The sequence below is a fragment of the Actinomadura fibrosa genome (genome assembly GCF_900659615.1).
In the GTDB taxonomy this organism is placed as follows: domain Bacteria; phylum Actinomycetota; class Actinomycetes; order Streptosporangiales; family Streptosporangiaceae; genus Spirillospora; species Spirillospora fibrosa.
This window is the reverse complement of sequence record NZ_CAACUY010000262.1, coordinates 1-11,330: the sequence shown is the minus strand read 5'-3', so window position 1 is coordinate 11,330 and position 11,330 is coordinate 1. Positions and strand designations below refer to the sequence as shown.

The 11,330-nt window shown below is 75.9% G+C and carries 9 protein-coding genes and 1 pseudogene; 3 read left to right on the top strand and 7 right to left on the bottom strand.

Annotated elements, in window-relative coordinates; genetic code table 11:
- Positions 1 to 358: pseudogene (locus tag E1300_RS50765) on the top strand (hypothetical protein); the annotation flags it as partial.
- 56 nt (positions 359 to 414) lie between these two features.
- On the opposite strand, the gene E1300_RS41850 reads toward E1300_RS50765, so the two are convergent.
- Positions 415 to 813: a hypothetical protein gene (locus E1300_RS41850; RefSeq protein ID WP_207400267.1), complete on the bottom strand. Its 399-nt coding sequence runs from the start codon at positions 811 to 813 to the stop codon at positions 415 to 417.
- Between the two features lie 271 nt (positions 814 to 1,084).
- On the opposite strand from E1300_RS41850, the gene E1300_RS41845 reads away from it, so the two are divergent.
- Positions 1,085 to 2,479 (top strand): cytochrome P450 family protein, encoded by a 1,395-nt coding sequence (locus E1300_RS41845; RefSeq protein ID WP_131762833.1) that lies wholly within the window; start codon positions 1,085 to 1,087, stop codon positions 2,477 to 2,479.
- 30 nt (positions 2,480 to 2,509) lie between these two features.
- Here the strand turns inward: E1300_RS41845 and E1300_RS41840 are convergent, their stop codons facing one another.
- Entirely contained in the window at positions 2,510 to 4,039 is a 1,530-nt protein-coding gene (locus tag E1300_RS41840; protein WP_242619744.1) for a sulfatase family protein, read from the bottom strand.
- A gap of 58 nt (positions 4,040 to 4,097) precedes the next feature.
- Positions 4,098 to 5,228 carry a hypothetical protein gene (locus tag E1300_RS41835; RefSeq protein ID WP_131762832.1) on the bottom strand — a complete coding sequence of 377 codons (1,131 nt, stop codon included), beginning with the start codon at positions 5,226 to 5,228 and terminating at the stop codon, positions 4,098 to 4,100.
- Between the two features lie 273 nt (positions 5,229 to 5,501).
- Between E1300_RS41835 and E1300_RS41830 the strand changes: the two genes are divergently transcribed.
- On the top strand, positions 5,502 to 5,930 hold the full coding sequence (locus tag E1300_RS41830; protein WP_165503234.1) for a MarR family winged helix-turn-helix transcriptional regulator: 429 nt from the start codon (positions 5,502 to 5,504) through the stop codon (positions 5,928 to 5,930).
- Positions 5,931 to 5,965: 35 nt separating this feature from the next.
- On the opposite strand, the gene E1300_RS41825 is transcribed toward E1300_RS41830, so the two are convergent.
- The 4 genes from E1300_RS41825 to E1300_RS50760 form a co-directional block, all read right to left on the bottom strand.
- A complete protein-coding gene (locus E1300_RS41825) occupies positions 5,966 to 7,840 on the bottom strand; it encodes an FAD/NAD(P)-binding protein (RefSeq protein ID WP_131762830.1) in 1,875 nt (624 codons plus the stop codon).
- A complete protein-coding gene (locus E1300_RS41820) occupies positions 7,837 to 9,078 on the bottom strand; it encodes an amidohydrolase (protein WP_131762829.1) in 1,242 nt (413 codons plus the stop codon). Before E1300_RS41820 ends, E1300_RS41825 begins: the two co-directional genes overlap by 4 nt.
- Entirely contained in the window at positions 9,075 to 11,105 is a 2,031-nt protein-coding gene (locus tag E1300_RS41815) for a hydantoinase B/oxoprolinase family protein (RefSeq protein WP_131762828.1), read from the bottom strand. Before E1300_RS41815 ends, E1300_RS41820 begins: the two co-directional genes overlap by 4 nt.
- Positions 11,102 to 11,330 (bottom strand): hypothetical protein (locus E1300_RS50760; protein WP_207400266.1); only part of this gene is annotated, 229 nt, incomplete at its 5' end. The genes E1300_RS50760 and E1300_RS41815, both read right to left, overlap by 4 nt.

Here is an 11,330-nt window from a genome sequence, read left to right as displayed (position 1 = left end):
CGTCGCCGACGCCGCCGCGATCGGGCACGCGCTCCGCCGCGAATGGTGGCCCGCCGGCCTGCTCGCCCTCGCCACCGCCCCGCGCAGCCGGACGGCCCGCGCCGCGACCGCGGCCATGCTCGCGCCTATCGCGCTGGAATGGCTGCGCGAGAGCCGCGGCGGCGGTCCGGCCGTCGATCCGGTCCGCTACACCGTCCTCCGCCTCGCCGAGGACGTCGCCTACGGTTCCGGCGTCACGGCGGCCGCGCTCCGGCAGCGCTCCGCCGCCCCGCTGCTGCCCGACGTGCGCCTGCCCGGCACCCGCACGGCCCGCCGCTGGTACGAACGCGCGAAGGCAGCCCTCAACCCCCCGCGCTGAACCCGCCGCGTCCACCCACGTCACTCGCGGCGAGTCGCGCGGTGCTGGGCGGGCGGTCAGGCCAGGCGGTCGGCCTCGTCCGTGTCGGTCTCGGCTTCGCGGCGCGCCTTGGCGGCCATGCGGCGGTGCCATTCCACGTCGCCGACGCCCTGCGCGGCGGCCTGCTCGTGGAGTTCGGCGTTCCGCCGGAGCGCCTGGGCGGCGCGCCGGTAGCCGGCCCGTGCCTCGGCCGCGCTGCGGGCGGCCGCCTCGCCCGCCTCCGCGGCGCGCTCCTTGGCGACGCGCACCCGCACCGCCGCGGACTCGGGCTCCGGACGTTCCTCCTGCGTCCGAGCGAGCTCCTCGACCCGCCGGCCTGCCTGCTCGCGCCGCTCGTTCGCGTTCTGGGCCCGCTCGCGGGCCCGGTCCAGCCGGGCCTTGACCTCGTCGTTGCGGGCCGTGATGTCTTCGGCCATGGTCCCCGGCATACCCGTTGCTCTCACCCCTTATCGCCCGCCGTCCGGCGGACCGTGGCCGCTATCGGCACCGGGCGTCCGGCGCGGATCCCGGGGTTCGGGCGGGTGCTTCGAGGGGGTGCGGCGTGTCGTTCCCGTCGCGGATCGTGATCCGTTCCTTGGACGCCCGCGGTCCGTGATCCCTAGAGTTTCGGGCGTGGACCGATCCGCGCCCCGCGCGGGACCGGAACGGCCTCCTGTGGAGCGACACGGACGACGGACGAGAGCAGCCATGGACCCTCACATCCCCCCTTACGCGCCCGCCTCCCCCGGCGCCCTCGCGTCGTCGGCGGTGGAACCGCTCCTGACGCGGGAGTTCGACGCCGACCCGGCCCCGGTGTACGAGCGGCTCCGCGAGAAGTACGGCCCGGTCGCGCCGGTCCTGCTGCTCGGGGTCCCGGTCTGGCTGGTCCTCGGCTACGACGAGGTCCTGTCGGTGCTGCGCAACCAGCGGGGGCTGTGGAGCAAGCGCGTCGCGGACTGGCGCGACCACGCGCAGGGGCGGGTCCCGGCGGACTGGCCGCTGCTGCCCGTCTACCAGAGCACCGGCACGCCGTTCCAGGAGGGCGCGGCCCACGCCGAGCTCCGGGAGGCGTGGGCGGCGGGGCTGCAGCCGTTCCAGAGCCGGGCGCGGCCGCAGGCGCGCCGGCTGGAGGACGAGATCCGCGGCCACGCCGACGAGCTGCTGGACCTGCTGGCCGAGGGCGGGCCCGACGGGTTCGCCGACCTGTCCGCGCAGTACGCGCGCCCGCTGGCGGTCATGGCGTGCAACCGGCTGATCGGCTTCGACGCCACCACCGACGAGGCCGTCGTCGACATCTGGCGGGTCGTGGACGCCGGTCCCGGCGCGGACGCGGCGCTGGCCCGGCTGACCGGCGGGATCGGCCGGGTCGTCGCCGCCCGGCACCGGCCCGGCGACGACCTGCCGTCCGGGATGCTCGCCGCGCGCCCCGAGCTGACCGCCGAGCAGATCGCCACCGAGATGGTCAACGTGATCAGCACGCTCGGCGACATGGGCAGCTCGCTCATCTGCAACACGATCGTCGAGGTCGTCGCCGGGGACGCCGGCGCCCGGGTCGGCCTCGCCACCGGGATGGTCGGCGAGACCGTCAACCGGGCCGCGATGGCGAAGCCGCCCAACACCAACATGACGTTCCGCTTCGCGAGGGCCGACACCGCGCTCGGCGGCGTCGCCATCGCCGCCGGCGACCCGGTCATGGCGTCCGTGGCGGCCGCGCACGCCGACCCCCGCTTCGCCGACGCCCTCGACCCGCACTCGGTGAACAGCTCGCGGGCGCACCTCGCCTGGGGCGCCGGTCCGCACCGCTGCCCCGCGGACGAGCTCGCCACGAGGATCGTGACCATCGCGGTGGAGCGGCTCTTCGAGCGGATGGCCGAACTGGAGCTGGGCCTGCCCGTCGATCAGCTCCCCTGGCGCTCCTCGCCCCTCATGCGGGGGCTGCGGTCACTGCCGGTGCGGTACCGCCTGCACGAGCGTCCGACCGCTGCCGCGCAGGCCGCGCCACCCCAGGCGACGGAGTCCGGCGAGCCGGACGAGGACGCGCGCGGCGGGCGGCAGTCCCCGATCGCCCGCCTCGTCCGCGCCCTGCTCAGGCAGGGCTCCTGATCCGGTCGGCGCCCGGCGGTGGCCAGTGTCTCAGGGGCGGTCCTCCTGAGTGCGGCAGGTCTGGCCGGCACACGTGCGGAGCCTGCGGAGCCAGGACGAGAGCCACGCCGCCGTCGCCGGTTCGCTGCTCACGAGATTGTGCTCCTGGAACGGGTCGGTCCGCAGGTCGTACAGCTCCCGCTCGCCCGTCACGTAGTCCAGGTAGAGGTGGCGGTCGGTGCGCAGGCCCGTGAAGGCGGGGAGGTAGGCGTTGTCACGGGTCTTGGGCGTATAGGGCTTGGCATGGGTGCCGGGACCGCCTGCGGGTCCGGTGTTCCGGGCCGTCCCGTGTTCCAGCAGGAACGCCTGCCGCCATCGGTCGCCCGGAGGCACGCTCCCGTGCAGGAGGGGCCGCAGGGAACGGCCGTCCACGAAGCCGGGGACGCGGGCGCCCGCCAGATCGGCCAGGGTGGGGGCGATGTCGGTGTTGCCCGCGAGCCGCTCGACGGTCCGCCCGGCGGGCACGCCGGGGCCGCGGACCACGAACGGGACGCGGGTGTCCTCCTCGTACCCGGTGTTCTTGCCGGGCGCCATCCGGTACTGGCCGATGTGGAAGCCGTTGTCGGACGTCATGACGACGTAGGTGTCGTCCAGCCTCCCGCTGCCGTCCAGGGCCTTCACCAGCGCGCCGACCATGTCGTCGATGGCGAGGACGGACCGCGCGCGGTCGCGGAACAGCCGGTCCCACCGGCGCTTCTCGGCGGACGTGGCCTTCGGCAGCCGCCGCAGTTCCGCGGGCTTGCCGTCCATCTCGGCCAGGTTGTAGTTCGCCGTGCGGGGTGCCTTGAGGTCCGGGTAGAGCTTGCGGTGCCGCGGCGCCGGGACGGCCGGGGTGTGGGGCATCACGGGGGCGATATAGGCGAAGAAGGGGCGGCCGTCGGAGGAGGTCACGAAGTCCTGTGCCCGGCTGGAGAGCACGTCGGTGAAATAGGTCTTCTCCGACGGTTTCCGGTGGATCAGGGCGCCGTCCACGTTGAGGGTGTAGTCGAAGCCCTGGAAGGGGTGCCCGTCCACGGGGCTCGCCCAGGTGTCCCATCCCGGCGGCACGTACGTCTTCCCGGCGGACGGGACCTGTTCGGGGTAGCCGTTGAGGTACTTGCCGAACAGGCCGCTCCGGTAGCCGGCCGCCCGCAGCCACGTGACCAGCGTCGACTGGTCCAGCCCCCGCCGCTGGAACTCCGCGAAACCGCCGTTCGGCTCGTTGTTGCTGTAGACCCCGGTGTTGTGCGCGTACTGGCCCCGCAGCATGGTCGCCCTGGACGGGCAGCACCACGGCAGGCTCACGTAGTAGCGGCTGAGCGTCGTCCCCTCGTCCGCCAGGAGCTTCTTGACCTGCGGCATGTACGGCATGAGCGACTCGTCCAGGTCGTCGGCGAGGATCAGGACGAAGTTCGGCCGCTTCCCCTCGCCGCTTACCGCGCTCGAAGACCTGGAGGGAACGGGGAACGCCGCTCCGGGACGGCCGGGGCGCCCGCCCGCCAGGCATCCGGACAGTGCCAGGACCGCCAGCAGCACGGCCACGCAGGCCACGACGAGGCCACGGTTCTCCCGGACGAGCCCTCGGGCCCCAGGCGTCCGGTCAGGCACGGGACCCGAGCCGCGCGCGCCAGCCCCTCCGCCGCAGCGCCGGGGCGTACCGGTCGCGTGACGCCACCGCCATGATCGCGGCCGCCGCGGCCTGGGCGACCTCCTCCGGGGCGACCGGGGGCTGGTCGACGTCCTGGGGCTCGGCGGAGCACTGGAGCTCGTCGAGGTTCCCCACCACCCGCACACCCGTCGCGCGCAGGTCGGCCAGATCCTCCTCGGCCCACGCGGCGACCCGCTTGCGCGCCGGCATGGGCACGGCGACCCGGGGACCGCGGTCTGTCCGGGGCAGCAGGCCGTGTTGCAGGATCTCCTCCCGGATCGCCCGCCCCTCGTACCGGCTCCAGCCCGCCTCGCCGATCGCCCGGTTCAGCGCGAGCACCAGCTCGGCCTCCACGTGCGTCAGCCCGCGGTGGGCGCGATGCGTCCGGACGTCGTCGGACGGCAGGTCCGCGCAGTGCCGGGCGCCGATGGCCGTGGCGAAGCGGCGCCACAGCAGGTCCGGCGGCGAGCCGGGGTTCACCACGACGCGGACGCGCTCCGGGCCGACCTGCGCGGCCCAGCGCCGGACGAGGCCGCCGAGCGCGAACGCCCGCCACAGGTGCAGCCCGTGCTCCCGCTCGATCGCGGCCGGGCCGCGGTCGCGCTGCCGCGCCAGCAGGTCGAAGAACTCGCCGACCGTGGACACCCGGCCGTTGCGCACGTGCTGCTGCCACAGCGACGGCAGCGACCGGTCGAGGCTCCGGGTCGTGACCACGACCGCGACCTCCGCGCCGGCGAACTCGGCGGCCACCCGCGCGACGGCCGGGGACCGGATCGTCGACAGCGCCTCGGCCGACAGCAGCGCCGTCCCCGGCCAGGCGCGGACCCTGGCCATCAACCGGGGCCACTTGGCCCGCTCGTCCGCCGCGCGCTCCGCGGAGATCCACGGGTACTCGGTGCCGAGCAGCCCGCTGGTCGCCCGCTCGTGGCTCTCGACCGCGTCCGGCAGGACCTCCCGGATCGACGCGGGGTAGAGGATGCCCGCGGTCTCGGCCAGCGGCCCGGCGACGTGCCCGAGCACCTCCTGAAGGTAGGTGGTACCGGACTTCTGCTGCCCGATGTGCAATATCACCTTGGAGGCCAATCGACCGCCTTTCACGCTCATGCCGCAGACGCCGGAATCCGTCTCTCGTCACGATACGTCATTGACAGTGACTCTCCGTGAGGCACCTTGGCGTCGCCGCCCGTGCAGCCGCCGTCCACCGGATCGATCTGGACACCATCGGCGCAGGTCCGGCACGATGTCGGCCACGGAGGGTGCCAGGGTTGTTACTTGGGCTAAATACGTGGGCATGTGATCGCGGACGTCAGCGCAAGCCCCCGTGCGGCCGGCAGCCGGGCGAGTGGAAGGAGTCCTGTGGATACCCCCGATGACCTTCTCCTGCTTGAAGACGCCATCCGGCACGCCATCGACGTATGGTGCCGCTCGCTGGAAACGGTCACCGAGTACGTCTCGCCGACGCAGATCCGGGCCCTCCAGGTGCTGCGCGAGCAGGCCGGCCTGAGCCTGCGCGAGCTCGCCGAGGCGCTGGGGATGCTCCCGTCCGCGGCCAGCCGCCTGTGCGACCGCCTGGAGGCCGCCGGGTTCGTCACCCGCGGCAGCGACGACAGCGACGGCCGCCGGATCGCGCTGCGGCTGACGAGGCCCGGCGAGCGGCTGCTCGACCGGATCACCGCGCAGCGGCGCCGCGACCTCGGGGAGCTGCTCGCGCGGATGTCCGCCGAGAGCCGCCGCCGGCTCCTGGACGGCCTGAACGACTTCCGAGCCGCGGCCACCGGCCACTGACCCCCGCCCTCCGACCGGCGGGACCGGCGGACGGCTCAGCCGGGGTCCAGCGCGGCGCGGGCCACCGCGTCGGCCTGGGCGAGCATCGCGGCGTTCGCGGCGGGCTTCGCGCCCATCGCCGTCAGCCAGTCGACCGACTCGATGGGGATGCCGAGCGCGAAGCGGCGCGGGTGCGCCCGGCCCCTCGCGTCGACGACGCGGAAGGTGCCGGGCTCGACGTCCATGCCGCGGGTCTCGTACGCGGGGCCGCCGGGCGTGGGGATGCGGTAGGGGCGGCAGGCACCGCCGTCCCGGAGCCGCCGCAGGAGCGGGTCGGCGGTGCGGCCCAGGTCCGGGGGCGGCAGGTGCGCCTCCAGGAGGGCGGGCGCCGCGACCGGGGCCGCGCCGGTCCGGGGCGAGGCGCCCAGGAAGGCGCCCTCGGCCGGGCCGGCGGTCACGATCATGTCGGGGCCGAGGAACCGGACCAGCCCGGCGCCGGCCAGCGCCAGCAGCTCGTCCACGCGCCCGGCGGGCGGGCCGCTGGCCACCGACGCGGCGAAGCCCTGGAACCAGCCGTCGAGGTCCCGCCGGTGCGACGCGCCCGTCAGGCCGCCGTGCGCCACCAGGTCGCGGACCCTCCCCCGGGTGGCGCCGAGCGCGGTCATGGCGTTCTTCAGCGGGCTGCGGGGCGCGTTCCGCGCCTGGGCCAGATCGGCGCGCACGAGGGCCTCCACCGTGTCGTGGACGGGCTCCCGGTCGAGCGGGACGCTGTCCAGCGGGCGGTGCAGGGCGGCGAAGTCGAGGCGGACGACCGGATCGGGGAACGCCGCGGCGATGAGGTCGGTCATCGCGGGGTCCTCCCAGGCGAGCGCGTCGAACCTCGCACGGAAGCGTTCCGGGGGCATCGCGCAGGCGCCGGGCTGCTCGCGCAGGAGGACGTCGTAGTAGACGGCCGCAGTCTCCTTGGCGATGAGCGGCCAGACGTCGGACGCGAAGTCCGCGGGGCCGGCCTCCCGCAGCCGGGCCACGGCGGCGGCGTCGAAGTAGCGGGCCGGGAACGCCGGCGGCATCCGGCCGTAGTCGCCGCGCGCCAGGTACGGGACGCCGCGCCGGGAGCCCGCGTGCAGGACCGGCTCGCGGCCGGACGGCCGGTAGCGCAACCGGTCGCCGGCCGGTTCGAAGCGCCCGCCGCGCCCGATGGTCAGCAGCGACATGTGGTCGAAGAAGTTCATGCCGAGGCCCCGGACGAGGACGGCCGCGCCCGGCGGGATCGCGTCCGAGCGCGTGTCGAGCGGGTTGGCGGGCGGCCCGTAGAAGAGGCCGTGCTCGGCGGCGAACCGGCCGTGGGCGCGCTGCTCGGGGGTGGGTTCGAGGTCGGTGTGGCCGAGCGCCAGGATCACGGCGTCGACGGCCAGCGGGCCCGAGCCGTCCTCCAGCGCGACGATCTGGCGGCCCGCGGCGTCCTCGGTGAGGGCGACGGCCCGCGTCCGGTGCGCGTGGATCGCGATCCGCTCGGGCGCCGCCGCCGTGACGCGGTCGTAGACCCACGCCAGGTACCGCCCGTAGAAGCGGCGGGACGGGTGCGACCAGGGCAGCGTCCGGGCGGCCTCGTCCTGGGCGGCCGGGTCCGCGTCACCGGCGCGCGCGACGGCGGACGCCCACTCGTACAGGCTCGGGCCGGGCACGGGCGGGCCCGCGCAGCGGACGCTGCGGTCGGTGAACAGCGTCGTGTCGGCCGCGACGGTGTTCATCAGCAGGTGGCCGGGCTGGTCGGGCCGCCAGACGTGCCCCCCGCCCGGCGGGTAGGGATCGACGACGTGGACGTCGATCCGCCGTTCCGCCGGGGCGTTGGCGACGATGCGCTCGACGAGCGCGGTGCCGCGCGGTCCGGCGCCGACGACGCAGATCGACATGCTCACCGGCGTGCTCACGGTGTGCGGAGGAACGCGAGCGCCGCGGTGGCGAGGGCCTCGACGCCCGTGGACAGCGTGGGCTCGACGGCGGGGGCGAACCCGGGCGAGTGGTTGCCGGGGACGGCGCCCTCGGCGAGCCGGGCGGGATCGGCGGCGCCGAGGCCCCAGAACACCGAGGGGGCGCCCGCCGCGGCGCCGAACAGGCCGAAGTCCTCGCCGCCGAGCATGGGGGCGAGCGCGGCGACCCGCCCGGCGCCGAAGCGGCGGGTGAACGCCTCGTCGAGGCGGGCGGTGGCGTCCGGATCGTTGCGCAGGATCGGGTAGGCGCTGACGGGGCGGATCCGCGGCGGACGGGGCGCGCCCGACGCGGCGGCCTCCGCGTGGACGACGCGCTCGACGGCGGCGAGGAGGGCGCGCATCACGTCCTCGGAGAGGGCGCGGACGTTCAGCGTGAGCGCGGCCTCGTCCGGGATGACGTTCTCCTTGTGCCCGGCGCGCACCCGCGCCACGGTGATCACCGCGCGCTCCGCCGGCGCGACCTCCCGCGACACGATCGTCTGCAACCGCATGATCACGGCGGCGGCGAGCACGACCGGGTCGACGCTCCGCTCCGGCTGCGCGCCGTGCGCGCCCGTGCCGAACAGCGTCACCTCCAGGTTCTCGGTGGCGCCGACGACCTGGCCGGGGCACAGGAGCAGCGTGCCCGCCGGGTGCGGGAAGACGTGCTGGGCGAGCGCGACGTCCGGGGCGCCGAACCGCGCGTAGAGGCCGTCGTCCAGCATCGCCCGCGCGCCGGCGGCGATCTCCTCGGCGGGCTGGAACACGGCGAGGACCGTGCCGCGCCATCCCGCCCTGGTCGCGGCGAGCCGCTCGGCCGCGCCGACCAGGCAGGTCACGTGCATGTCGTGGCCGCAGGCGTGCATCAGCGGCACCCGCTCGCCGCCCTCGCCCTCGCCGCCGGTGGAGGCGGTGGTGGTGGCCGTGCTGGCATAGGGCAGGCCGGTCTTCTCCAGCAGCGGCAGGGCGTCCATGTCGGCGCGCAGCAGCACGGTCGGCCCGTCGCCGTTGCGCAGCGCGCCCGCCACACCGGTGCCGCCGATCCCGGTCGCGACGTCGTAGCCCGCGCCGCGCAGCCGCCCGGCGGCGATGCCCGCCGTCCGGACCTCGCCGAAGGGCGGTTCGGGGTGGCGGTGCAGGTCGCGGTAGAGGCCGGCGAGGTCCGTTCCGGCGGCGGCGCCCGCTCCGGGAGGCGTCATGGCGCGGTCCGCTCCAGCTTCCCGATCTCGTCGAGCAGGCGGGCGCGCGCCGCCTCCGCGCGCGCGGGCGGCACCGGTTCGCGCGGGAAACCGTCCGGGAGGCCGGCGAGGACGGCCGCGTACGCGTCCGAGCGGAGCCGGGACCGGTGCGCGGCGGGCTGCCGGAACAGGGCCGCGACCAGGCGGTCCACGAGACCGGTCGGGAACACCGACTCCCAGGCGGCCCGCTCCGGCCCGAACTCGGCGCCCGCTCCCCCGCGGCCCGCCGTGGAGGCCCGCTCCCGCAGCGTGGCGGCCTCATCGACGGCGAGCCCGTCGGGCGCCAGGACGACGCCGTAGTCGCGGCGGGCGGCCTCGGCCGACACCACGCCGCGCCGCACGTCCGCGAGGACCGCCTCGGGGTCGCGCAGGAACGGGTCGCCGTACCCGCCCGCCCCCGAGGTCAGCAGCGTCACCACGTCGCCGTCGTCCAGCGGCAGCACGTCGATCTTGTCGAGGGCCCGCTCGCGGTCCGTGCCGGCGTTCAGGACGAGCCGGGCCGGGACGCCCGGTCGCCCGCCCGCCACGCCCCAGGGCCGGAAGCGCATGCGCTCCAGGCCGCGGGCCAGCAGCCGGGTCCCGGTGCCGCGCACCCGGAAGGTCAGTTCGAGCCCGCAGCCGCCGCGCCACCGGCCGGCGCCGCCCGAGTCGCGCCGCAGCCCGTACCGGAGGACCTCGACGCCGATCTCGGTCTCGACGGTCTCCACCGGGTTGTTCGACAGGTTGGAGATGCCGCTGTCGCGCCCGTCCACGCCGTCCGCGCCGTCCCGCGCGCCGGTGCCGCCGACCATCGGCTCCAGCACCTGCACGTTCTCGCCGTCCGGCCCGTGCTCGGCGACCACGACCGGGACGACGAGGCCGCTGCCCGCGGCCGGGAGGACGGACGGGGCCGCGAGCCCGAGGGCGCCGCCGAGCGCGTCGTTGACGCGGGACGCCGCCGCGTGCCGCACCCCGACGGCGGCCGGGCGGACCGCGTTGACCAGCGAGCCCTCCGGGGCGGTGACCTCGATGGGCGCGGTCAGGCCGGCGTTGAGCGCGATCTCCGGGTCGAGCGTGCAGATCAGCGCGAGGACCCGGGTGGTGATCCAGGCGTGGACGCGTCCGAGGCTCGCGATGTTGAACGCGGCGGGGACCTGCGGGTCGGTGCCGGTGAAGTCCAGGTGCAGCCGCCCCCCGTCGAGGGTGGCGGTGACCGACAGCCGGACGGGGACGTCCGAGACCACGTCGTCGTCGAGGTAGTCGACGAACCGGTGGGTGCCGTCGCCGAGCCGGGCCAGTGCGGTCCGCGCCTTCTCGGCCGTGTACGCGATGAGGCCGCGCTGCGCGGCGAGGACGGTGTCCGCGCCGTGCTGCGCGATCACGCCCGCCAGCCGCTCCCGCCCGGTGGCGAGCGCGGCGCGCATCGCGCGGATGTCGCCGAGGTTGGCGTCCGGGGTGCGGGTGTTGACCGTCAGGAACGCCTCGACGTCGCGGCTCGGCTCCCCCGCCCGGACGAGCTTCACCGGCGGGATCCGCAGCCCCTCCTGGAAGATCTCGTCGTTCACCGGGGACAGGCTGCTCGGCACGCGCCCGCCGATGTCGGAGCAGTGGATGAACGCCCACCCGTACCCGACGAGCCGGCCGTCGTGGAAGTACGGCTCGATGAGCTGGATGTCGGTCAGGTGGGTGGCCAGCCCGCCGGAGGTGTACGGGTCGTTGGTGATGACCACGTCGCCGGGCTCCAGCGGGCCGGCCGCCTGGACGGCGTCCAGCACGTTGAGGCCGACGAACCCGGACACGCCGATGCCGCGCGGGTAGGCGACGAAGCCGCCGTCGAGGCCCGCGAGCGCGCAGCAGAAGTCCGCGGTCTCCTTGACGTACAGCGACCTGCTGGTGCGCTGGAGCGTCAGGCACATCTCCTCGGTGAGCGCGCCGAGCTTGCTGCCGACGATCTCCAGGGTGACGGGGTCGGGCGCGCCCGGACCGGGCGCGGCGGGAGCGAGGGTCATGGTCGGGGACTCCGGTGCAGGTGCAGGTCGCCCGCCGCGCCGACCTCCAGGGACCAGCCGGGCGGGACGAGGACGGTCGTGTCGTCCTGCTCGACGATCAGCGGACCGGCCAGGGCGTCGCCGTGCCGGAGCGCGTCGCGGGCGAGGACGGCGGCGTCGAAGCGGCCCGCCGGCAGCAGGACGGGCCGATGCCCGGCCGGGACGGGCGCGGCGCCGCCCTCCGCC

What these genes read in the sequence shown, in the direction of transcription:
- E1300_RS41850 (WP_207400267.1), bottom strand. Translation starts at nt 813, where the DNA reads ATGGCCGAAGACATCACGGCCCGCAACGACGAGGTCAAGGCCCGGCTG.
- E1300_RS41845 (WP_131762833.1), top strand. Translation starts at nt 1,085, where the DNA reads ATGGACCCTCACATCCCCCCTTACGCGCCCGCCTCCCCCGGCGCCCTC.
- E1300_RS41820 (WP_131762829.1), bottom strand. Translation starts at nt 9,078, where the DNA reads ATGACGCCTCCCGGAGCGGGCGCCGCCGCCGGAACGGACCTCGCCGGC.
- E1300_RS41815 (WP_131762828.1), bottom strand. Translation starts at nt 11,105, where the DNA reads ATGACCCTCGCTCCCGCCGCGCCCGGTCCGGGCGCGCCCGACCCCGTC.